The 21,960-nt window shown below is 68.8% G+C and carries 21 protein-coding genes, 1 tRNA gene and 2 pseudogenes; 9 read left to right on the forward strand and 15 right to left on the reverse strand.

Features of this window, described 5'->3' with window-relative positions:
- Positions 1–34 precede the first annotated feature (34 nt).
- Positions 35–457, forward strand: a complete 423-nt coding sequence (locus AC5Y4Q_RS12830) for a DUF4307 domain-containing protein (RefSeq protein WP_064921037.1) — start codon at positions 35–37, stop codon at positions 455–457.
- Positions 458–578: 121 nt separating this feature from the next.
- Positions 579–1,073 (forward strand): transcription elongation factor GreA, encoded by a 495-nt coding sequence (gene greA / locus AC5Y4Q_RS12835; protein WP_064921033.1) that lies wholly within the window; start codon positions 579–581, stop codon positions 1,071–1,073.
- Between the two features lie 9 nt (positions 1,074–1,082).
- Here greA and AC5Y4Q_RS12840 read toward each other — a convergent pair whose 3' ends face one another.
- The 4 genes from AC5Y4Q_RS12840 to AC5Y4Q_RS12855 form a co-directional block, all read right to left on the reverse strand.
- Positions 1,083–2,243: a cystathionine gamma-synthase gene (locus AC5Y4Q_RS12840; RefSeq protein WP_125226006.1), complete on the reverse strand. Its 1,161-nt coding sequence runs from the start codon at positions 2,241–2,243 to the stop codon at positions 1,083–1,085.
- Positions 2,240–2,920 (reverse strand): RDD family protein, encoded by a 681-nt coding sequence (locus AC5Y4Q_RS12845; protein WP_499959193.1) that lies wholly within the window; start codon positions 2,918–2,920, stop codon positions 2,240–2,242. The genes AC5Y4Q_RS12840 and AC5Y4Q_RS12845 overlap by 4 nt, the downstream gene beginning before the upstream one ends.
- A 66-nt stretch (positions 2,921–2,986) precedes the next feature.
- Positions 2,987–4,381 carry a cystathionine beta-synthase gene (locus AC5Y4Q_RS12850; protein WP_064922532.1) on the reverse strand — a complete coding sequence of 465 codons (1,395 nt, stop codon included), beginning with the start codon at positions 4,379–4,381 and terminating at the stop codon, positions 2,987–2,989.
- A gap of 35 nt (positions 4,382–4,416) precedes the next feature.
- Positions 4,417–5,466 carry an alpha/beta hydrolase gene (locus AC5Y4Q_RS12855; RefSeq protein ID WP_064922537.1) on the reverse strand — a complete coding sequence of 350 codons (1,050 nt, stop codon included), beginning with the start codon at positions 5,464–5,466 and terminating at the stop codon, positions 4,417–4,419.
- A 181-nt stretch (positions 5,467–5,647) separates the two neighbouring features.
- Between AC5Y4Q_RS12855 and AC5Y4Q_RS12860 the strand changes: the two genes are divergently transcribed.
- Together AC5Y4Q_RS12860 and AC5Y4Q_RS12865 are read left to right on the forward strand one after the other, a co-directional pair.
- Entirely contained in the window at positions 5,648–6,493 is an 846-nt protein-coding gene (locus AC5Y4Q_RS12860; protein WP_499959195.1) for an SGNH/GDSL hydrolase family protein, read from the forward strand.
- Between the two features lie 43 nt (positions 6,494–6,536).
- Entirely contained in the window at positions 6,537–7,754 is a 1,218-nt protein-coding gene (locus AC5Y4Q_RS12865; RefSeq protein ID WP_125225793.1) for an acetyl-CoA C-acetyltransferase, read from the forward strand.
- On the opposite strand, the pseudogene AC5Y4Q_RS12870 reads toward AC5Y4Q_RS12865, so the two are convergent.
- Together AC5Y4Q_RS12870 and AC5Y4Q_RS12875 are read right to left on the reverse strand one after the other, a co-directional pair.
- Positions 7,751–8,199, reverse strand: a pseudogene (locus AC5Y4Q_RS12870) (putative endonuclease domain-containing protein); the annotation flags it as partial. The gene AC5Y4Q_RS12865 and the pseudogene AC5Y4Q_RS12870 sit on opposite strands and share 4 nt — an antisense overlap.
- Positions 8,200–8,363: 164 nt before the next feature.
- Complete coding sequence (locus AC5Y4Q_RS12875) at positions 8,364–9,227, reverse strand: Bax inhibitor-1/YccA family protein (RefSeq protein ID WP_064922528.1); 864 nt, start codon at positions 9,225–9,227, stop codon at positions 8,364–8,366.
- A 162-nt stretch (positions 9,228–9,389) separates the two neighbouring features.
- Between AC5Y4Q_RS12875 and AC5Y4Q_RS12880 the strand changes: the two genes are divergently transcribed.
- Genes AC5Y4Q_RS12880 through AC5Y4Q_RS12890 form a run of 3 tightly spaced genes read left to right on the forward strand, consistent with a single transcriptional unit; the run spans position 9,390 to position 12,875 of the window.
- The gene (locus AC5Y4Q_RS12880; RefSeq protein ID WP_064922527.1) at positions 9,390–10,427 is read left to right on the forward strand and encodes an enoyl-CoA hydratase/isomerase family protein; all 1,038 of its coding nucleotides are present in this window, start codon (positions 9,390–9,392) and stop codon (positions 10,425–10,427) included.
- Positions 10,428–10,439: 12 nt separating this feature from the next.
- On the forward strand, positions 10,440–11,222 hold the full coding sequence (locus AC5Y4Q_RS12885; protein WP_125225791.1) for an enoyl-CoA hydratase: 783 nt from the start codon (positions 10,440–10,442) through the stop codon (positions 11,220–11,222).
- Positions 11,223–11,225: 3 nt separating this feature from the next.
- Positions 11,226–12,875 (forward strand): alpha/beta hydrolase, encoded by a 1,650-nt coding sequence (locus tag AC5Y4Q_RS12890; protein WP_064922525.1) that lies wholly within the window; start codon positions 11,226–11,228, stop codon positions 12,873–12,875.
- Positions 12,876–12,884: 9 nt separating this feature from the next.
- On the opposite strand, the pseudogene AC5Y4Q_RS12895 reads toward AC5Y4Q_RS12890, so the two are convergent.
- A pseudogene (locus tag AC5Y4Q_RS12895) lies at positions 12,885–13,292 on the reverse strand (rhodanese-like domain-containing protein); the annotation flags it as partial.
- Positions 13,289–13,819: a cysteine dioxygenase gene (locus AC5Y4Q_RS12900; protein WP_064922523.1), complete on the reverse strand. Its 531-nt coding sequence runs from the start codon at positions 13,817–13,819 to the stop codon at positions 13,289–13,291. The pseudogene AC5Y4Q_RS12895 and the gene AC5Y4Q_RS12900, both read right to left, overlap by 4 nt.
- 276 nt (positions 13,820–14,095) lie before the next feature.
- Between AC5Y4Q_RS12900 and AC5Y4Q_RS12905 the strand changes: the two genes are divergently transcribed.
- Entirely contained in the window at positions 14,096–15,073 is a 978-nt protein-coding gene (locus AC5Y4Q_RS12905; protein WP_125225790.1) for a patatin-like phospholipase family protein, read from the forward strand.
- Here the strand turns inward: AC5Y4Q_RS12905 and AC5Y4Q_RS12910 are convergent.
- Genes AC5Y4Q_RS12910 through AC5Y4Q_RS12935 form a run of 6 tightly spaced genes read right to left on the reverse strand, consistent with a single transcriptional unit; the run spans position 15,070 to position 21,078 of the window.
- Positions 15,070–15,927 carry a patatin-like phospholipase family protein gene (locus AC5Y4Q_RS12910; RefSeq protein WP_125225789.1) on the reverse strand — a complete coding sequence of 286 codons (858 nt, stop codon included), beginning with the start codon at positions 15,925–15,927 and terminating at the stop codon, positions 15,070–15,072. The two genes, AC5Y4Q_RS12905 and AC5Y4Q_RS12910, sit on opposite strands and share 4 nt — an antisense overlap.
- A complete protein-coding gene (locus AC5Y4Q_RS12915) occupies positions 15,924–16,799 on the reverse strand; it encodes a class II glutamine amidotransferase (RefSeq protein ID WP_499959200.1) in 876 nt (291 codons plus the stop codon). The genes AC5Y4Q_RS12910 and AC5Y4Q_RS12915 overlap by 4 nt, the downstream gene beginning before the upstream one ends.
- A 7-nt stretch (positions 16,800–16,806) precedes the next feature.
- Complete coding sequence (locus AC5Y4Q_RS12920) at positions 16,807–17,274, reverse strand: SRPBCC family protein (protein ID WP_064922519.1); 468 nt, start codon at positions 17,272–17,274, stop codon at positions 16,807–16,809.
- A gap of 17 nt (positions 17,275–17,291) precedes the next feature.
- Positions 17,292–18,350: an NAD(P)H-dependent amine dehydrogenase family protein gene (locus AC5Y4Q_RS12925; RefSeq protein ID WP_499959203.1), complete on the reverse strand. Its 1,059-nt coding sequence runs from the start codon at positions 18,348–18,350 to the stop codon at positions 17,292–17,294.
- Positions 18,350–19,981, reverse strand: a complete 1,632-nt coding sequence (locus AC5Y4Q_RS12930; RefSeq protein WP_499959205.1) for a long-chain fatty acid--CoA ligase — start codon at positions 19,979–19,981, stop codon at positions 18,350–18,352. Before AC5Y4Q_RS12930 ends, AC5Y4Q_RS12925 begins: the two co-directional genes overlap by 1 nt.
- 41 nt (positions 19,982–20,022) lie before the next feature.
- A complete protein-coding gene (locus AC5Y4Q_RS12935; RefSeq protein ID WP_499959207.1) occupies positions 20,023–21,078 on the reverse strand; it encodes a YncE family protein in 1,056 nt (351 codons plus the stop codon).
- 494 nt (positions 21,079–21,572) lie between these two features.
- On the opposite strand from AC5Y4Q_RS12935, the gene AC5Y4Q_RS12940 reads away from it, so the two are divergent.
- Positions 21,573–21,779, forward strand: a complete 207-nt coding sequence (locus AC5Y4Q_RS12940; protein WP_499959209.1) for an excalibur calcium-binding domain-containing protein — start codon at positions 21,573–21,575, stop codon at positions 21,777–21,779.
- 102 nt (positions 21,780–21,881) lie between these two features.
- Here the strand turns inward: AC5Y4Q_RS12940 and AC5Y4Q_RS12945 are convergent.
- A tRNA-Leu gene (locus AC5Y4Q_RS12945) sits at positions 21,882–21,955 on the reverse strand.
- Between the last annotated feature and the right edge of the window lie 5 nt (positions 21,956–21,960).

The raw sequence follows: 21,960 nt of genomic DNA on the forward strand, positions 1-21,960 counted from the left end.
ATCCCGACTCACGACCATGGAACACACCGCGACGATGACCGACTCCGAGCCGGCCCGCTACCCGAGCACCCGCGGCCGCGCCCTGCCCCGGCGCCTGCTGGCGATCATGCTGGGTGCACTGGCTGTCGCGACGGCCGCTGGCGTCGCCGTGCTGGGCTATCAGCGGTTGACCACCGCCGACGTGAAGGGCGAGCTGTACGGGTATGAGGTGATCGACGACCAGACGGTGTCGGTAAAGATCAGCGTGACCCGATCCGATCCGTCCCAGCCGGCGGTGTGCATCGTGCGGGTGCGAGCCGGCGACGGCAGCGAGGCGGGCCGCCGTGAAGTGCTGATTCCGCCGTCGCAGTCGGCGACCGTCCAGGTGACGACGATCGTCAAATCCTCCCAGCCGCCGGTGATGGGCGACATCTACGGCTGCGGCACCGACGTGCCCGGTTACCTGAAGTCACCGTGACTTCGCGGTGGTACCCTCGACGGATACACGGTTCCAGCTGGGACCGTGTATTGCTGCATTAGAACGACGTCGACCCCGCTGGCTGGATCGCCGGGTCCGACGACACGAGGAGCACACTGAGATGACGGACACCCAGGTGACCTGGTTGACGCAGGAGTCGCACGACCGGCTCAAGGCCGAGCTCGACCAGCTGATCGCGAACCGTCCGGTGATCGCTGCGGAGATCAACGACCGCCGCGAAGAGGGCGACCTGCGGGAGAACGGCGGCTACCACGCCGCCCGCGAGGAGCAGGGTCAGCAAGAAGCCCGCATCCGCCAGCTGCAGGAGCTGCTCAACAACGCCAAGGTCGGCGAGGCGCCCACCCAGTCCGGGGTGGCGCTGCCCGGATCGGTGGTCAAGGTCTACTACGACGGCGACAAGTCCGACACCGAGACCTTCCTGATCGCCACCCGCCAGGAGGGCGTCAATGACGACAAGCTTGAGGTGTACTCACCGAACTCACCGCTTGGTCACGCGCTGCTCGGCGCCAAGGAGGGCGAAGAGCGCAGCTACACCGTGCCCAGCGGCAAGACCGTCACGGTGACCCTGATCAGCGCGGAGCCCTACCACTCCTGAGCCGGGCGCTCAGCCCAGCGCCTGCTTGAGATCATCGAGCAGGTCGTCGATGTCCTCGATGCCCACCGACAGGCGCACCAGGTCGTCGGGAACCTCCAGTTGCGAGCCGGCCGTCGACGCATGCGTCATCGCGCCGGGGTGCTCGATCAGTGATTCCACCCCGCCCAGGGACTCGGCCAGGATGAAGATCTCGGTTGCGGCGCAGAGCTTCTCGGCGGCTGCCCGCCCGCCGCGCATCCGCACCGAGACCATGCCGCCGAACCCGCGCATCTGGCGTGCGGCTACGTCGTGGCCGGGGTGGCCGGACAGGCCCGGGTAGAGCACACGCTCCACCGCTGGGTGCCCGGTGAGGAACTCCGCCACCGCGGTCGCATTCTCGCTGTGCCGCTGCATCCGCAGCACCAGCGTCTTGAGGCCCCGCAGGGTCAGGTAGGCGTCGAAGGGGCCGGGCACCGCGCCGGCGCCGTTCTGCAGGAACGCGAAGGCGGCGTCGAGTTCCTCGTCGTCGGTGATCAGCGCGCCGCCGACCACGTCGGAGTGACCGCCGATGTATTTGGTGGTCGAATGCAGCACCACGTCGGCGCCCAGCGTCAGCGGCTGTTGCAGCGCCGGCGAAGCGAAGGTGTTGTCCACCAGCACCTTTGCGCCGGATTTGCGACCGATTGCCGCAATGCCTTCGATGTCACTGATCGACAACAACGGGTTGGTGGGGGTCTCCACCCAGATCAGCCGGGTCTTGTCGGTGAGCACGGCGCGCACCGCGTCCAGGTCGGCCAACGCGACCGGGGTGTGGGCCACACCCCAGTGGGTGAACACCTTGTCGATCAGCCGGAAGGTGCCCCCATAGGCATCGTCCGGGATGATCAGGTGGTCGCCCGGGCGCAGCATCGCCCGCAGCGCGCAGTCCGTCGCGGCCATCCCGGAGGAGAACGCGCGTCCGAAACTGCCGTGCTCGACCGCGGCCAGAGCGGTCTCCAGCGCGGCCCGGGTCGGGTTTCCGGTGCGGGCGTACTCGTACCCGCCGCGCAGGCCGCCGACACCGTCCTGGGCGAAGGTACTACTGGCGTAGATCGGGGCGTTGACCGCGCCGGTCGCCGGGTCGGGACGGAATCCGGCGTGGATCGCCTTGGTGGACAGGCCCTTTAGGCCGTGTCCTTGACCCTGGCTCACCGGATCGGCAGGCAGACGGTGGTCATGATCTTGTCGGCGAGCGTCTGCCGTTTGGCGTCCCAGAGCGGGAACAGGTAGCCGATACACAAGATGGCGCCGTCGATGATGTGAGCCAGCTGCCGCACGACCGACATGCCGAACCCGATCGGCTGGCCGGTGGCCTCGGAGACGACCTTGAACTTCATCACCGATTTGCCGATGCTCGACCCAGTGACCCCTTGCCGGTAACCGAAGTTCCAGATTCCGTAACCGAGCGCCGCCACCCAACCGACGAACATCAGCATCGCGCCGGCGCCGGACGGGCTGACGGTGCAGGCGAACCCCGTCGACGTGGTGATGCACTCCTTCTTCGCCGTAGATCCGGCGATCATCGACGGGATTCCGTAGAGCACCAGGATGGGGATGAAGTCGATGAAGTAGGCGCCCACCCGGGTCAGCCACGACGTGTAGGCCTCCTGCGGAAGCTGGCCGACCGGGCTTCCGGCCGAGGCGTATCCCGGCGGCGGGGGCGGGTAGTTGCCGGGCGGCGGCGGCGGGTAGTTACCCGGCGGCGGGGGCGGGTAGTTACCGGGCGGCGGCGGGTAGTTACCCGGCGGCGGCGGGTAGTTACCCGGGGGCGGGTAGTCGCCGGGCGGGGGCGGGTAATTGCCCTGGGGCGGCTGCGGGAAGTCAGTCATGGGCAACCCTTCTGGCGAATCGATTGGTGCGGATTGCCACGCTACCGCAAGGCACCCTCGCCGTGGCTACCTGCGACGCGGCCCGTCGGAGAGGAAACCCAACAGGTCGTGGCGGGTGATCACCCCGACCGGCTTGCCGTCTTCGACCACCATCACCGCGTCCACCTCTCGCAGCGTGGTGGCGGCGACGCCGACCACTTCACCCGAGCCGATCAGCGGCAGCGGCGGACCCATGTGCTGCGACACCGCGTCGGCCAGCTTGGCGCGGCCTTCGAAGACCGCCGAGAGCAGTTCGCGCTCGGACACGCTGCCGGCCACCTCCCCCGCCATCACCGGTGGCTCGGCGCCGACGACGGGCATCTGCGACACTCCGTACTCCCGCAGGATCCCGATGGCGTCGCGCAGGGTCTCCGACGGGTGGGTGTGCACCAGGTCCGGCAACACCCCGGACTTGGCGCGCAGCACGTCGGCGACGGTGGGCTGCACGGTCGAGCCGTCCAGCCGGGAGCGCAGGAACCCGTAGGACGACATCCAGGCGTCGTTGAAGATCTTCGACATGTAGCCGCGGCCGCCGTCCGGCAACAGCACCACCACGAGCGCATCGGGCCCGGCTTTGACGGCCGCTTCCACCGCGGCCACCACGGCCATTCCGCAGGACCCGCCGACCAGCAGCGCTTCCTCGCGGGCCAGGCGCCGGGTCATGTCGAACGAGTCGGCGTCGGACACCGCGATGATCTCGTCAGGGATGCTCGGGTCGTAGGCGGCCGGCCAGAAGTCCTCACCGACGCCTTCCACCAGATACGGCCGCCCGGTACCGCCGGAGTACACCGAGCCTTCCGGGTCGGCGCCGATGATCCGCACCCGGCCGCCCGACACCTCCTTGAGGTAGCGGCCGGTGCCGGTGATGGTGCCGCCGGTGCCGATCCCGGCGACGAAGTGGGTGACCTGGCCGTCGGTGTCGGCCCAGACCTCCGGACCGGTGGTCTCGTAGTGACTCTCCGGGCCGGCCGGGTTGGAGTACTGGTCGGGCTTCCAGGCGCCGTCGATCTCTTCGACCAGCCGGTTGGACACGCTGTAGTAGCTGGCCGGATCGTCGGGCGGCACCGCAGTCGGGCACACCACGACCTCGGCGCCGTAGGCCCGCAACACGTTCTGCTTGTCCTCGCTGACCTTGTCCGGGCAGACGAATACGCACTTGTAGCCGCGGCGCTGCGCGACCAGCGCCAAGCCGACACCGGTGTTGCCGGAGGTGGGTTCGACGATGGTGCCGCCGGGCTTGAGCGCCCCGCTGGCCTCGGCCGCGTCGATCATCTTCACCGCGATGCGGTCCTTGGAGCTCGCGCCCGGGTTGAGGTATTCGATCTTGGCCACCACCCGTCCCGCGCCGGCGGGAACGATCGAACCCAGCTCGACCAGGGGGGTGTTGCCGATGAGATCACTGATGTGGCGCGCTATCCGCATGTCTGCCATCGTCTCAGGTTGTTGGTCCCTCCGGGTCAGCCGGTGGCTTCGCGGATGTATTCGCCGATCTGGCGCAGCGACCGGGTGGCCTCCGGCACGAACGGTGCGGTGATCTGGAAGACGTGGATCTGGCCGGGCCACACCCGCAGTTCGACCGGGACGCCGGCTGCGGCCAGCACCTTGGCGCCCAACCGCGCGTCGTGCAGCAGCACTTCGGAGCCGGAGACGTGGATCAGGGTGCGCGGCAGCCCCGGCTTGACGTGCTGCAGTGGTTCGAGGATGTCACCGCCGTGGACGCGGTCCCGCCGTGCCGCATCTTCGATCAGCTCGACGAACGCGTCGAACGCCTTGGGCGGGAACATCGCATCGACGTGGATGTTCCGGTGGGCCTTCTTGGCTTCCTTGGCGATCTCCAGCAGCGGCGACATCGCGACGATCGCCGCCGGGGCTTCGTCGCCCTGCTCCAACAGCTTTTCCGCCAGCGCCAGCGACAGGTAGCCGCCGGCTGAGTCGCCGGCCAGCACGATCTGGTCCGGTGTGTAGCCCTGGCGGCGCAGCCACCGGTAGGCGTCGTAGCAGTCGTCGATCGCGTCGGCGATGGAGTGCTTGGGGATCATCCGGTACTCGACCACCAACACCGGGCTGTCGGCGTACTTCGACAGCTTGGTGACCAGCCGGCCGTGGGTGTTGGCCCCGCAGGTCAGAAAGGCCCCGCCGTGCATGTACAGCACCACCCGGCGGGTGCCGTCGGGCGGCAAAACACCGGCGGCCCGCACCATCTGGGCGGTGCAGCGCGGCAGCCGGATGGTGGCGCGCACGGTACCCGGCGCCGGCAGCACCGCCTTGGCGGCGAAGTCCAGCAGGCCGAACGGCCACGGCATGCGCGGAAGGTAGCTGCCGACCGAGAGCACCGTCCGGATCGTGGGCCGGGCCGCCAGCCACGCCAGCCGTCCTTCGACGCTGGGAGGGTCCTCGACGACCTCGACGGGCAGGCCGTCATTGCGGGGGAAGCGGTGGGTTCGCGGTCCGGGCCGCAGACCGCTGAATGTGCGCGGCGAGCTGGCAATCTTGCTGGGCGCGGTCATGGTGCACACTCCCTCCAGCCGGCCCCGGCCGGCACAGCCAACGCGGTAGCTCGTATCGTCACACGGCCGCGTTTGTGAAGAGATCCTAAGAGTCGTTCCGATACGGCTTCGGGTCCGCATCGTGATCATTTGTGTTTGCTACACCCGGTCCCCGGGGTGCTTGCTCGCCTAAACTTGCGGCATGGGGATCCGGGTGGCGCGGCGGTCGGCGATCACGCTGGCCACCGCCGGCGCGCTCGCCTCCAGCGGAACCCTCTACCTGGGTGTGCGCAATCTGTTGGCCGGTCAGGCCGACCTGGCCCGCCAAACCATCCCTAGGGCATGCCAGATCCCACCGCGCGCCGATGGCATATACGTTGCTGGCGAGACCACCGTGCAGCGCTTTCAGCGTGGCCTGGGCGTCGATCTGCACCTGATGATGTTCGGCGACTCGACCGGGACCGGCTACGGCTGCTGTTCGGCCGAGGAGGTCCCCGGCGCGCTGATCGCCAGGGCGCTGGCGGAGCGGACCGGTAAACGGGTTCGGCTGAGCACCAAGGCGATCGTGGGCGCCACCTCCAAGGGCCTCGCCGGGCAAGTCGACGCGATGTTCGTCGCCGGGCCGCCACCGGACGCGGCGGTGATCATGATCGGCGCGAACGACGTCACCACGCTCAACGGGATCGCCGGCGCGGCGCAGCGGCTGCACGCGGCGGTAAGGCGGCTGCGCTGCAGCGGTGCGGTGGTGGTCGTCGGCACCTGCCCCGATTTCTCGGTGATCAGCGTGATCCCCCAACCGCTGCGCTGGGTCGCGCACACCCGGGCGCGGCAGCTGGCCCGGGCCCAGACCCAGGCGGTCAAGGCCGCCGGCGGTATCGCCGTCCCGTTCGCCGACTTGCGCACGCCGGCGTTTCGCAACTCCCCCGGCTTGCTGTTCGCCCAGGACCAGTACCACCCGTCGGCGGCGGGTTATGCGCTGGCGGCGAGTCAACTGATCCCGGCACTGTGCGCCGCGCTGGACGAGGCCGATTCACGCGTGATGGCCTGAGCGGACTAGATTTCCCTGGAGTACCCGACCAGAGGAGCCAGAAGTGCCCGAAGCTGTCATCGTCTCAACTGCTCGTTCGCCGATCGGCCGGGCCGGCAAGGGATCGCTGGTCACCATGCGGCCCGATGACCTGGCCGCCCAGATGGTGCGCGCCGCGCTGGACAAGGTGCCCGAGCTGAACCCGCACCAGATCGACGACCTGATGATGGGCTGCGGCCAGCCGGGCGGCGCATCCGGCTACAACATCGCGCGCGTCGTCGCGGTGCTGCTCGGCTACGACTTCCTGCCGGGCACCACGGTGAACCGCTACTGCTCGTCGTCGCTGCAGACCACCCGGATGGCGTTCCATGCGATCAAGGCCGGCGAGGGCGACGCCTTCATCTCCGCTGGGGTGGAGACCGTTTCCCAGTTCGGTATCGGCGCCGCCGATGGCGCTCCGAACAGCAAGAATCCGCTGTTCAACGACGCGGTGGCCCGCACCGAGGCCGCCGCGGCCGGCGCTACCGAGTGGCACGACCCGCGCGCCGACGGCAACCTGCCCGACATCTACATCGCGATGGGCCAGACCGCCGAGAACGTCGTGCTGCACACCGGGATCAGCCGCGAAGACCAGGACCACTGGGGCGTGCGCAGCCAGAACCGGGCCGAGGAAGCCATCAAGAGCGGCTTCTTCGCCCGCGAGATCTCCCCGGTCACGCTGCCGGACGGCACCGTGGTCAGCACCGACGACGGCCCGCGCGCCGGCACCACCTACGAGAAGATCAGCCAGCTCAAGCCGGTATTCCGGGAAAACGGCACGGTGACCGCCGGCAACGCCTGCCCGCTGAATGACGGCGCGGCCGCGGTGGTCATCACCAGCGACACCAAGGCCAAGCAGCTGGGCCTCAAGCCGCTGGCCCGGATCGTGTCCACTGGGGTGTCGGGCCTGTCGCCGGAGATCATGGGCCTGGGCCCGATCGAGGCGGTTAAGAAGGCACTGGCCAACGCCAAGATGTCGGTCTCCGACATCGACCTGTTCGAGATCAACGAGGCCTTCGCCGTGCAGGTGCTCGGCTCGGCCCGCGAGCTCGGTATCGACGAGGACAAGCTGAACGTGTCCGGCGGTGCGATCGCCCTGGGCCACCCGTTCGGCATGACCGGCGCCCGCATCACCGCCACCCTGCTGAACAACCTGGCCACCCACGACAAGACCTTCGGCGTGGAGACCATGTGTGTGGGCGGCGGCCAGGGCATGGCGATGGTGGTGGAGCGCCTCTCCTAATTTCTCCGTTGCCGTCTTGGGGCGTCCCAAGCCCGCTTGACGCGGCGAATCACGTCGCAGCCCCGGTGCTCGGCGAGCACTCTGATATGCGTCCAGCCGACCTGCTGGATGTACTCGAGGCGTTCGGCGTCCTTGACGAACCGGGGGCGGCTGGTGCGGTGTTGTTCGCCGTCGTATTCGACCGTGAGCATGAGGTCCTGCCACCCCGTGTCCAGGAAGTATTCGGGTAGCCGTCATTGATCAACAGCAGCCGCAGCCAGGACTCTTTCAGCGACTGCGCTCCGGCGTCGACGAGATCGAGGGCAGCTTCCAATTGCCGCAGGCCGCGGGTGTGCCGATGCCGGGCGGCGAGATCCGCCACCTGCTCGACCTTGAGGCCGGTGGCATGCGCCAACGCGTCGAGCCTGGCGACCGCCTGCCCGATACTGCCCCGCCTGCCCAGGTCGCCAACGCCTCACTGCCGATGAAGGGCTCCGCCATGCCCAGAGGGTGACAGGCCGATCGCCGAACCGCGGGCCGTCAGCCACAGCAGAAATGACTCTGCGCTGAGGGCAGGTGCTACTCGCACTTTTGCGCCCTCAGCGCAGAGTCAACGGGGAAAGACGAAGGTCACTCGTTCTGGAAGTAGCTGAGCAGGCGCAGGATCTCCAGGTACAGCCAGACCAGCGTCACGGTCAGACCGAGTGCGATACCCCAGGCCGCCTTCTCCGGCGCCCCGGCCCGGATCAGCTGATCCGCCGCGTCGAAGTCGATCAGGAAGCTGAACGCGGCGATGCCGATGCACACCAGCGAGAACACGATCGACAGGGTCCCGCCGCTGCGCAGGCCCAGACCCTCACCACCACTGACGCCGAACAGCGACAGCACCAGGTTGCCGATCATCAGGGCCAGCACCCCGAACATCGCGCCCACCAGCATCCGGGTGAACTTCGGGGTGACGCGGATGGCGCCGGTCTTGTAGACCACCAGCATGCCGCCGAACACCCCGAAGGTGCCCATCACGGCCTGACCGATCATCGAGCCGGCATTGCTGGTCCCCACCGTGACCGCGGTCAGCACGAAGGAGATGGCACCGAGGAACAGCCCCTCGAGCACCGCGTAGCTGAGCACCAGCGCCTTGCTGTCCTGCTTGCGGGCGAACATGCCGACCATGACCAGCGCCAGCCCGCCGAACGCGCCGATGAAGGTCAGCGGGCCGGCAAGCGCCTGGTTGGCCGACACCAAGAAGAAGGACACGATCGCGGCGACGCTGAGCACCCCCAGCGTGATACCGGTCTTGGTGACGACGTCGTCGATGGTGAGCGGGCGACTGACCTCCCGCCGATAGTCGGTCTGCGGGCCCTGCAGGCCGGGATAACCCGGGGTCATCTGCTGGGCTGCGCCGGCGGTGGCCTGACCGAAGCCGGTTCCGAACTGCGCGTAACCGCCCTGTTTGGGCAACGAACGAAATACCGGGTTGCTGGTCTCCCGCACCTTCCCGATCCTCTCTAATGCTGTCTTGTGCTCTGACACGAAGATGTGCGAACAACTGATCAACGATCCGCGGCCCGCCGGAGTTCCCGGCGTCCGGCCGTTCTTCCGCCAAACCTTACCCGCGGATGGACGACCGCGGGTAGGGATCTACATTGCGAAGGCGTGACAGGTGAATCTGACGAGGTACTGGCCCGCGTCGATAGCGGGGTCGGGCTGCTGACCCTGAACCGTCCGCAGGCGATCAACTCCCTGACCCTGCCGATGGTGACCGCGATGACGACGGCGCTATCCACCTGGGCTGATGATCCGTCAGTGCGTGCCGTGGTGCTGTCGGGGGCCGGGGAGCGCGGGCTGTGCGCAGGCGGAGACGTGGTCGCGATCTATCACAGCGCCAAAGCCGACGGCGCCGACGCGCGGCGCTTCTGGCACGACGAGTACCTGCTCAATGCCCAGATCGGTGCGTTCGGCAAGCCGTACGTGTCCTTGATGGACGGCATCGTGATGGGCGGCGGCGTCGGGGTGGGCGCGCACGCCAACACGCGTGTGGTCACCGACACCACGAAGATGGCGATGCCCGAAGTGGGTATCGGCTTCATCCCCGATGTGGGCGGCACCTATCTGTTGTCGCGTGCACCCGGTCACCTGGGCCTGCATGCGGCGCTGACGGGCGCACCGTTCTCCGGCGCGGATGCCATCGCGCTGGGCTTCGCCGACCACTTCGTACCGCACGACGCGTTGGGCGACTTCACCGCGACGATCGTCGCCGACGGGGTCGCTGAGGCACTGCAGCGCCACGCGGTCGAACCGCCACCGAGCCCGCTTGCCGCGCAACGCGAGTGGATCGACGAGTGTTATGCCCACGACACCGTCGCCGAAATCACCGCGGCGCTGGCCGGCCACGGCAGCCCCGGCGCCACCGCCGCCGCAGAGCTGATCGGCACCCGCTCGCCGATCGCGTGTGCGGTGACGCTGGAGTCGGTGCGCCGGGCAGGCAGTCTGGCCACTCTGGAAGACGTTCTGGTCCAGGAATTCCGGGTGTCGACCGCCTCACTGCGCTCCCACGACCTGGTGGAGGGCATCCGCGCCCAGTTGGTCGACAAGGACCGCAACCCGCAGTGGTCGCCGGCAACCCTGGCCGAGGTGAGCGCCGCCGACATCGAGACCTACTTCGCCCCCGCCGAACCCGATCTAGCCTTTTAAGGAGTCTTTCCCATGGCGCAGAACACATACGAAACGATTCTCGTCGACCGCGACGGGCGCGTCGGAACCATCACCTTGAACCGGCCGCAGGCCCTCAACGCGCTCAACAGCCAGGTGATGAACGAAGTCACCACCGCCGCAGCTGAATTCGACGCCGATCCGGGAATCGGCGCGATCATCATCACCGGGAGCGCCAAAGCGTTCGCCGCCGGGGCGGACATCAAGGAGATGGCGAACTTGACTTTCGCCGAGGTGTTCGCCGCCGACTTCTTCGCCGCCTGGTCCAAGCTGGCCGCGGTGCGCACCCCGACCATCGCGGCGGTCGCCGGGCACGCCCTGGGCGGCGGTTGCGAACTGGCGATGATGTGCGATCTGCTGATCGCCGCCGACACCGCCAAATTCGGCCAGCCGGAGATCAAACTCGGCGTGCTGCCCGGCATGGGCGGCTCCCAGCGGCTGACCCGCGCCATCGGCAAGGCCAAGGCGATGGACCTGATCCTGACCGGCCGCACCATCGACGCGGCCGAGGCCGAACGCAGCGGGCTGGTGTCCCGCGTGGTGCCGGCCGACGACCTGCTCGCCGAAGCTCACAAGGTCGCCGCCACCATCGCGGGAATGAGCTTGTCGGCGGCCCGGATGGCCAAGGAGGCCGTCAACCGGGCGTTCGAATCCACCCTGGCCGAGGGGCTGCTCTATGAGCGCCGGCTGTTCCATTCGGCGTTCGCTACCGAGGACCAGACCGAGGGCATGGCGGCGTTCACCGAGAAGCGCGCACCGAACTTCACCCACCGCTAAGCGATGGCCGGGTCGCCCGAACGGCCTTGGTGGATACGGCATTACACCTTCACCGGTACCGCGACCGGACTGGTGTTCATCTGGCTGTCGATGACGCCGTCGCTGCTGCCCCGCGGACCGCTGTTCCAGGGGCTGGTCAGCGGCGCGTCCGGGGCCGCCGGGTATGGAATCGGCGTGTTCATCGTGTGGCTGGTGCGCTACATGCGGTCGGCGGAAACCAGCCCGCCGGCGCCGGGCTGGGCCTGGGCGGTGCTGATCCCGGTCGCCGTCGTCATCCATGTGGTGATGATCGTCCGCGTCCACGACTGGCAGCGGGATGTCCGTTCGCTGATGGGCGTACCGCAGCTGAGTTGGTACTGCTTCCCGATGGCGGCCGGGCTGGCGGTGCTGACCCTGTTCGTGCTGGTCGAACTCGGACAGTTGGTGCGCATCGTGGTCCGCACATCGGTGCGTCAACTCAACCGCATTGCGCCGCCACGGGTTTCGCTGGTCGTGGTGGTGGCGCTGCTGGCCGGGCTGACCATCGCGCTGCTCAACGGTGTGGTGGTGAAGTTCACCATGCGCACGCTGAACAACTCCTTCGCCGGAGTCAACAACGAGCTGGACCCCGATCGGGCGGCGCCGTCGACCGGGCTGCGTTCGGGCGGCCCTGAGTCGCTGGTCTCCTGGGAGTCGCTGGGCCATCAGGGCCGCATCTTCGTGGCCGGCGGACCGACCGTCGCGCAGCTCACCGCCTTCAACGCCACCCCGGCGGTCGAGCCGATCCGCGCCTACGCCGGCCTGAACTCCGCTGACGGGATCCAGGCGACCGCCGAACTGGCCGCCGCGGAACTGGCCCGCACCGGCGGGCTGACCCGTGCGGTGGTGGCGGTGGCGACCACGACCGGCACCGGCTGGATCAATGAGGCCGAAGCCTCTGCCCTGGAGTACATGTTCAACGGTGACACCGCGATCGTGAGCATGCAGTATTCGTTCCTGCCGAGCTGGCTGTCCTTCCTGGTCGACAAGGAGAACGCCCGCCAGGCCGGACAGGCCTTGTTCGAGGCGGTCGACAAGCGGGTACGGGCCATGCCAGAGTCCCGGCGCCCCAAGCTGGTGGTGTTCGGTGAGAGCCTCGGGTCCTTCGGCGGCGAGGCACCGTTTATGAACCTCAACAACGTGCTGGCACGCACCGACGGCGCGCTGTTCTCCGGGCCGACGTTTCAGAACACCATCTGGAAAGACCTGACCGTCAACCGCGATCCCGGTTCGCCGCAATGGCTGCCGATCTACGACCACGGCCGCAACGCGCGGTTCGTTGCCCGCCGGACCGACCTGACGCGCCCAGACGATCCCTGGGATACCCCGCGCGTGGTGTACCTACAGCACGCATCTGACCCGATCGCCTGGTGGAACCCGGATCTGCTGTTCCACAAGCCGGACTGGCTGTCCGAGCCGCGCGGCTATGACGTACTGCCGCAAGTGCATTGGAAGCCGATCGTGACGTTCCTGCAGGTCTCCGCCGACATGGCGGTAGCAGTCGACGTGCCCGACGGCCACGGACACTGCTATGTCGCCGAGGTAGCCGACGCCTGGGCGGCGATATTACATCCAGCGGCGTGGACCCCGGACAAAACCGAGCGGCTCCGACCGCTGCTGCACTCCAATGCCTAGCCGGTTGAGCCCCCGGGACCCTTTCGGCTCCACCAGCACCCCGGCGGCGGCCAGGGCGTGATAGCCGCCGATGACATCGGTGGCGCGATGCAGGCCCAGGTCCACCAGAGCGGCGGCGGCCAGACTCGAGGTGTAGCCCTCCGAGCACAGGATCACCCACTGCACGTCGTCGTCGAGGGCCTGCGGCAGCCGGGCGTCGCTGGTCGGGTCGCAGCGCCACTCCAGCACATTGCGCTCGATCACGAGGGCGGCGGGGACGTGTCCTTCCCGGGCGCGCTGGGCCGCCGGACGGATGTCGACCAAGATCGCGCCGTCGCGCAGCGCTGCGGGTAGCTCCTCGGCGGTCAACCGGTGCAGCCTTGCCCGTGCCGCGGCGAGCATCCCGTCGATACGACTGGTCACCTGCGTCGCGGTCATGATGCCTCCGGGTGTTCGGTGAGTTCGGTGCGTTGCCGGCGCAACGTGTTGTCGCTCGCGACGTCGTAGTAGGACATCTCGACCAGCGGCGGGGAGTAGGCGTGCACGCTCAGCGTCGGTCCGGGACGTGACGGCGCCCAGACGACGTCATGCACCCAGCCCCGCGAAAATGCGGCCTGGTCGCCGGCTTCGAGACGGCGCCGCGCCAATCCGGCGCCGTCCCAGTGGTATTCGTCCAGGGAGCCGGACAGCACCGTCAAGGCGCCGAGCGAGTCGCCGTGGTCGTGCAGTTCGGTGGGGTGTCCGGGCACCCAGCTGATCAGCCAGATGTCGAGCCGCTCGTCACCGTGGATCCGGGTGAACCAGCGACTGTCTTCAGGCAGCCCGGCGGCGGGCAGCAGGTGCTCGTAGCGGCCGGCCAGCACCGCGTCGGCGGCCAGGTCGGTGGTCTGCAGGAGGTCGGGCAGGCGCAGCGAGCGGGGCCGGGAGCCCGAACGCCGCAACGCAACAGGATCAGCGATAACCATGGTGGAAAACTCCAGAACGGATGGGGTGGATGTCAGGGGTCGGCGGCAGCGATCAGCTGCGGCAACAACAACCCGGGAATCCGACGTACTCCATCACGACGGCCATGCTAGGCGGTCGGCGGCGCCAGGCGCATCCGCCCACGACGGGTGGCCGCGCGGCGTCCGGCCTACGCGCCGCCGGGTCACCCACCGTGAGCTGGGCATTTGAGCCGGAAGTGCGGTTGCAATCACGGTGAGGAAAAAAGCCGGGCCGGCGCTGCCCGCAAAATGGTGGGCATGACCTCTACAACTGCACCGCGGGTGTCGGTGGTCCTGGGCAGCGGCAGTGCACGCGGCTACGCCCACATCGGGGTGATCTCCGAGTTGCGCGAACGCGGGTACGACATCGTCGGGATCTCAGGGTCGTCGATGGGCGCGCTGGTCGGCGGCCTGCAGGCGGCCGGGCGGCTCGACGACTTCGCCGAATGGGCCAAGTCGCTGACCCAGGGGGCGGTGTTGCGGCTGTTGGACCCGTCGTTCACCGCGGCCGGTGTGCTGCGGGCCGGGAAGATCCTCGAGGTCGTCCGGGACATCTTGGGCGACATCGACATCGAGCGGCTACCGATCCCCTACACCGCCGTCGCCACCGACCTGATCGCGGGCCGGTCGGTGTGGCTGCAGCACGGTCCGGTCGACACCGCCATCCGCGCCTCGATCGCGATCCCCGGGGTGATCGCACCGCATGTGGTCGACGGGCGGCTGCTCGCCGACGGCGGCATCCTCGACCCGCTCCCGATGGCGCCGCTGTGTGCCGTCAACGCCGACCTGACCGTGGCGGTGAGCCTCAACGGTGGCGATCCGACGGCCGCCGGGCCGGCTGCCGACGATTCCGAGCGCGGCGCGCCGGCCGGGCGGCTCAACCGCATGCTGCGCAGCACCTCAGCCCTGCTGGATACCAGCGGGGCGCGTTCGCTGCTGGATCGGCCCACCGCACGGGCGATCCTGGACCGGTTCAGCAGCGGCGAATCCGAGCACGCTGACGCCGATCCCACTGAGGCCGCGGCCGAGGCACCCAAGCTGGGCAGCTTCGAGGTGATGAACCGCACGATCGACATCGCCCAGGCGGCGCTGACCCGCCATCAGCTGGCGTCCCACCCGCCGGATCTGCTCATCGAAGTGCCTCGCGCCGCCTGCCGCAGCCTGGACTTCCATCGCGCCGCAGAGTTGATCGACGTCGGCCGCGAACTCACGCGCCGCGCCCTGGACAGCATTTAGCCGGTGAGGAATTCGGCGATCGCGGCGGCATGCCGGCGACCCTGCTCGCGTCCCGCGCGCGCCGACGGCACCCGGCACGCCGGGTCCAGCGGGTTGCTGCCGAAGGCGCGCAGCGCGGCGGAGTCGGCGAACACCGCGTACACCCGCCCGCCGAACGCCGCGATCTCGGTGGCCGCGCCGGCGCTGAACGGCGACGGCGCCGATTCCCCGGAGGGCACCAGCACGACGGCCACGGCGCAATCGTCGGCGACGTCGAGGTTGATCGAGCTGCGCATCCCACCGTCCATGTAGCGCCGTCCGCCGATCACCACCGGCGGCCACACGCCCGGGACCGCGCAGCTGGCCGCCACCGCGTCGACGAGATCCACGCCCGAGTCCCGGTCGAACACCATCAGCTCACCGGTGTCGATGTCGATGGCGGTGATCCGCAGGCAGCGCTCCGGCCAGTGGTGGGAGGGCAGCCGGCGTTCGATCACCTGCCGGCGCACCGGGGCGGGGACGGTCTCGGCAGCCAGCGCGACCGCACCGATTCGCTGCATCTTCTGCGCGGCAGAGGTGTTCGGTTCGGTCATCGCGGCCAGGAACAGCTCGGCGATCCCCTCCACCCCTACCCCGGGGTCTAGCTCCGGCGAGGTTTCGGCGACCTGGCGGGCGTAGAGCTCATCGAGGCTGGTTCCGCTGCTGATCTGTCCGCTCACCGCGGAACCGGCCGAAGTCCCGACCAGTACGTCGGAGTCCAGCAGCGCCGCCGCGGTGGCCGGCGACTCGTCGGCGATGCCGCACAGCACACCGGTCTCCCAGGCGATGCCCGCCACTCCCCCGCCGGCCAATACCAGGGCACGTTTACCTGTCACAGCCGTTCTTTCCAAGGGTGTTGAGCCTCCTGCGCCGCGGTGGTCAGTTCGTCGCGGCGCAGTTGCCGGGCGGGGGGATCGGGGAAGGCCAGCTCGGTGGTGAGCTGCAGCTCGGCGTCGACGTGGATCAGTTCGCCCGGGGCCAGCAGCCGCCAGCGCGGGTCGGTGTCCATCGGTTCACTGGCGAACACCACCGCACGGCGGCCGCGCAGCTGTTCGGACTGTGCCCGGATCCGCTGGGTGTACAGATCCACCCCGAACGGTTCGGCGCCGTCACGGCGGTCCAGCAGGTGCAGTTGGTGGGTGTCGGGATAGCGCAGCGCCCACATATCGGTGGCGGTGCTCAGCAAGATGTTGAGCGCATAGATCGGCACGTGGGCCGCTAGCCAGCCGACCGCGTCGCGCAGGCCGGCGCCGACATCGCCGTCGCGCGCCCGGATCGACCCGGTGATCAGCGCGAAGACGCGCTCGGAATCAGTCTGTCCCGCAACGAGTTCAGCGGCGTCCAGCTCACCGAGGCGCTGTTCGACGGCGTCGAGACCGCGTAACACTCCGTTGTGGGCGAAGATCCGGCCGTCCTGCAGAAACGGGTGGGTGTTGGCCATGTCGCGAGCGCCGGTGGTGGCGTAGCGCACGTGCGCGACGAACGTGGTGCCGGCCATTTCGTGTGCCTCGGTGGCGAATTCGGTGTCCTGCCACGCCGCGACCGGCTCCTTGCGCAGCCGCGGGCGGCCGTCGTGGCCGAACACGCCCAGGCCGGTACCGTCCGGGTTGCGCCGGCTCTGGGCGGCGAGGTTGTCCGGAGCGTTGAGCAACCAGAACGTGGCGGTGACGGCATCGGTCCCGGCATGCAGTCCGAACAGTCGGCACACGGGTGCCTCAGCCCTCCAGCAGTGTGGCCAACTGCGCCAGGGCCCGCTGGGCGTAGCCCTTCCACAGCCGCCCGAGCACCGGCATCGCGGGGGCCGCCAGCGCGGACCGCGGGTGGATGATCCACCGCCAGGTGACCGTGGTGCCCGTTGCCGTCGGGCTGAATTGCCACCGGCCCTCGACGAATCGCACCAACGGCGCCAACGGGCCGGTGATCTCAGTGAGCCGGTAGCCGAACGACTGCGGCGGCTCGATGCTGGTCAGCTCCTCGCGCATGCTGCCGCCGCCGGTCAGCCGCACGATCCTGGTCTGGCCGGCCGCCTCCCATGCGCCGGTCTGGCCCAGCACCTCTTTGATCGGGGGAATCGGCCCGTACCAGTGCCGGAACAGCTGCGGCAACGGCAGCGGCATCGTGCCGGCGAAGGCGTCCTCGACCGGAACTGCTATCACCCGGGATTGCTCGACTGCGTAGGCCACGGTTTTCAGGTTAACGTTCAGCGCGCCAGGTGCGGGGCGGCCCGGCCGGTGATCAGCGGCAGGTCGAAGAACCCGGCGAACCCGGCCGGGGCCGCACAGGTCGCCGGAATCGCGTTGACGCAGTGCGCCGCGGTCGCCACGACACCGGGGTTGCTGATCAGGCCGGCCTCGACGGTCTCGGGCTGCCAGCCCTTGACGGTGACGAACGTGTCGGGGTTTCCCCGCACCTCCATCTCGTAGCGCTCCCCTGCGGGACCGAACGTCCAGGGCGGGTCGAGGTTCTCCTGGCCCATCTGCCAGTTGACCGTGACCCGCGCGACCACCTCGTCGCCGACGGTGGCCTCCCAGTGAAACCGGCGCCCGGCCACCTGACCGGGTTCGATGGAACCGATCGGCGAGTCGATCGGGGCGGTGGCCACCGCGACCTCCTGCCGAGAGCGGATCTGCTCGTCGGCGGCGAAGCCCAGCCGGTCGACGCACAGGCGTACCGATTGGCGGAACCCGCCGTCAAGCAGCTTCTGCATCGGGCCGCTCAACGCCTGATCCGGGGTGCCGCCGAAGCCCATCACATGGCGCAGCACATCCGGCGCGTCGTAAGTGCGCAGATCCGAATACTCTTCGCCGCGAATGAATGTCACGCCGGTGGACATCACCGACAGCAGCAGCGGGAACAACTCGAAGGCCGCGCCCGGCCCGATGCCGGCGCCGTGCAGGGTCACGCCACCTTCGCGCGCTGCCGCCTCCAACGGTCCCACCTCCTTCTCGGACGGGTAGAACCAGCCGACCGGGGTGACGACGTTCTTGCCGGAGCGCAGCAGCGCGGCGACCTCATCGGGGTTGGGCAGCAGGGGCGCGTAGATCACCGCATCGGCGTGAAGCGCCAAGATCTCGTCGACGCTGTCGGTGGCCGTCACGCCCAGCGGCTCGGCGCCGATGATCTCGCCGACGTCCTTGCCGCTCTTGGCTTTCGAGTGCACCCAACAGCCGACCAGCTCGAGGTCGGGGTGTTCGAGCACTCCTTTGATCGCGGCCACGCCGACCGAGCCGGTCGCCCACTGGATCACCCGCAGACTCATCAGTCACGCACCTCGCTCACTTGGTATTGGCCGTCGGAGTATCGGGCCCGGATGGTCTTCTTGTCGTACTTGCCGACGCTGGTGCGCGGAATCTCCTCGACGAATGTCCACCGTTCCGGCAGCCACCAGCGGGCGACCTTGTCGGACAGGAACGTTCGCAGCTCGCCAGGGCTGACCGAGGCGCCGTTGCGCGCCACGACGACGGCCAGCGGACGTTCCTGCCAGCGCTCGTCGGGCACCCCGACGACGGCGGCTTCGACCACGTCGGGATGGGCGATCAGGTCGTTCTCCAGCTCCACCGAGGAGATCCACTCCCCGCCGGACTTGATCACATCCTTGGCCCGATCGGTCAAGGTGATGAAGCCTTGGGCGTCGATGCGGCCCACGTCGCCGGTGCGCAGCCAGCCGGAGGAGAACTTCGACTCGTCCTGGCCGCGGTAGTAGGCGCCGGTGATCCACGGGCCGCGCACCTCCAGCTCGCCGACCGCTTCGCCGTCGTTGGGCAGCACCGCGCCGTCGTCGTCGACGATGCGGGCCTGCACACCGCACACCGGCTGCCCTTGGGTGCCGCGCAGCGACCAGCGCTCCTCGGGCGGGGTGCCCGGCGGTGGCCAGGCCATGGTGGCCAGCGGCGAAGTCTCGGTCATGCCCCACAGTTGCCGCACCTGCACGCCGTAGCGCTCTTCGAACGCGCGCATCAGCGACACCGGGACCGCCGAACCGCCGCACGCCACCAGCCGTAGCGACGAGATGTCATGGCCGGGTTCACGATCCAGGTAGTGCATGACGTCGTTCCAGATCGTCGGCACCGCGCCGGCCACCGTGGGTCGCTGCGTTTCGATAAGGGCGACCAGCGACGCGGCGTCCAGATGCCGGTCGGGCATCGCCAGATCCGCACCGGCCATCAGCGCCGAATAAGGCAGCCCCCACGCGTTGGCGTGAAACATCGGCACGATCGGCAGGACGCAGTCGCTTGCGCCGACTCCGATGCCGTTCGTGGTGCATCCCGCCATGGTGTGCAGATAGCTGGACCGGTGGCTGTACACCACGCCCTTGGGGTTGCCGGTGGTGCCGCTGGTGTAGCACATGGCGGCCGCCGAGTTCTCGTCGACGACCGGCCAGTCGAACTCTTGCGACTCGGCCGCCAGCAGCTCGGCGTAGCGCAGCACGGTCTTGCCGGAGGCCTCCAGCGCCGCGATATCACCCTCACCGACCGCGATTACGGTGTGCACGGTGTCGAGTTGCGCCAGCACCGGCGCCAGCAGCGGTATCAGCGACGTGTCGATCAGGATGACGCGGTCCTCGGCCTCGTTGGCGACGAAGACGATCTGCTCGGCGAACAGCCGGATGTTGAGGGTGTGCAGCACCGCGCCCATCGCCGGCACCGCCAGGTAGGCGGCCAGGTGTTCGGTGTTGTTCCACATGAACGTGGCAACCCGCTCGTCGCCGGTGATGCCGATCCGCCGCAGGGCGTTGGCCAGCCGGGCCACCTGCCCGCCCAACTCCCGGTAGGTGGTGGTGCGAAAACCGTCGTCGGTCATGGTGGTCACGGTGCGGGCGCCGTGAATGCCGGTGGCGTGGTGCAGGATGGCACCGATCGTCAGCGGCCAGTTCTGCATGGTGCTGCGCATCGACATATTCGACCATGCCGACGCGAGCCGCGTGGCGTTGGCTACAGAGCGGGTTCGAGTTGGAGCATCCGGCTGACAGCGTCGTCGAGCGCCAGTTGCTCATGCAGCGACGCCGACGGCGCCGGCAGGTCGGCCAGCGAGGCGACGGTCACGGTGCCGTCGAAGCCGGCGATGTACAGGCGGCTGCCGTCCGGGCTCTCGGCTGCGCAGGACGGCGCCGTGGTCGCGGTCAGGGTGCCGAGGGCCTCGTTGGTGCGGGCGCACATCACCAGGACGCCTGCCGCGGTGACCAGGTAGGCGCGCTCGCCGTCGCGGCTCACGATCAGCTGGATCAGCTGGGTGTCGACGACGAAGCCGGCCCCGACGGCGTGGGTGCGGGCGTCGACGGCATGGACTGCTCCGCGACCATCGGCACCGCAGGTCGCGACGAACAGCCGGGCACCGTCCGGGCTGACGGCGACGTCGATGACGGTCGAGCCGACCTTGATGACGTCGACGACGTTCAGTTCCCGGTCCAGGACGGTGACGGTGTCGCCCCCGGGTTGGCGGACCGCCACGTAGAGGCGGCGGCCGTCGGGGCTGATCCGCAGACAGGCCGCCACCGCGGCGGGGCTGCTGGAGACGCTGACGACCCCGGCCGGGCGCATGGTCGCGTCCAGCGCGAGCACCTCGATACCGGCCGAACCGGTGCGGGTGACATAGACGCGGCTGCCCATCGGGTCGGCGACCAGCTCACCGAGATCCATCGCCACCGGGTAGCACCCGGTGACCTCGGCGGCGTCGACGTCGATCGCCAGCACGGCGTCCAGCGCCGTCGAGCCGCCGGTGACGTACGCCCGAGCGGTACCGGCCGGGCCGACGGCGACCGAGAACGGCTCGTCAGCGTGGAACACGGTGGCCACGATGCTGCAGCTGGCGGTGTCGATGACGGAGACGGTGTCGTCGCCGTAGTTGGTGGCCAGCAACCGGGTGCCGTCCGCGGTGACCGCGAGGCCGCCGATCGGGCCGCGGTCCAGCGCCACGGTGTCGACGATCCGAGCTCTCGGGCTGGTCAATCCGTAAGCCACCACGTCGTCCACATCGCTCCCATCGATCACACTTCGCTCGTCTTTGCGCCCACGCCCGCGTAGCTGCCGCAGCGGCGCGGCCAGTACGACCGGGGTGCCAGGACGGGGTGTTCGTTCGATCCTAGCGGTGAATTCCAGGTGAAAGGAAAATGTCCTAATTATTGTGATAGACGTCGCAGCTTAATCCCGCGCCGCCTGGGTACCCGTGGGCAAAACCGTCGGTCGCGACGACCGCCAGCAAACATAGACGGTTGCATCGCCAGGCATTTCAGGCGGTTGGGCTAACTTGTGATCTGCATCGCAATTAGTGTCGAATAAGAAATTAAGAAGACTCGCCGGGACGAATTCGGCGGTTCTGGTCACAGGCCCTTGCAAAACGCTCGGCGGCCGGGTATGGGCGGCCGCGGAAGTCTCGCGCGACAGGAAGCCTGCCAGACGTGTTCCCAGGAATCCGAGGCGGCTCGGCCGGCGGGGAACTAATCTCGCCTCAGCTCTCGTCCACAGTGATGCCCTGGAGGCCCTGAATGGTCCGTGCACTGTTGTTCTCCCTGGCGTTCGCGGCCGGCTTGCCGGTCCTGACGATCCCCGCCATGCCCACGGCCCACGCCGACGTCCCGTACCGCAACTGCACCGAAGCAAGGGCAAACGGGGACTGCGACATTCCGGCAACATCCGACAAATACCAGTCCAAACTCGACCGCGACGGCGATGGCATCGGCTGTGAGTGCTAACTAGCCCTCCCAGCACAGCTGTTGGGTCATTCGCTGCGCGGGATCGGCAGTTCGGCGTTCCGGCAGACCGCTAAGCGGGGCGCCACCGGCCCAACCACCGTGTGCCCCCAGTCGGACTCGAACCGACACTGGGCGGATTTTAAGTCCGCTGCCTCTGCCAATTGGGCTATGGGGGCTCGCG

The organism is Mycobacterium sp. NGS16 (assembly GCF_059813225.1).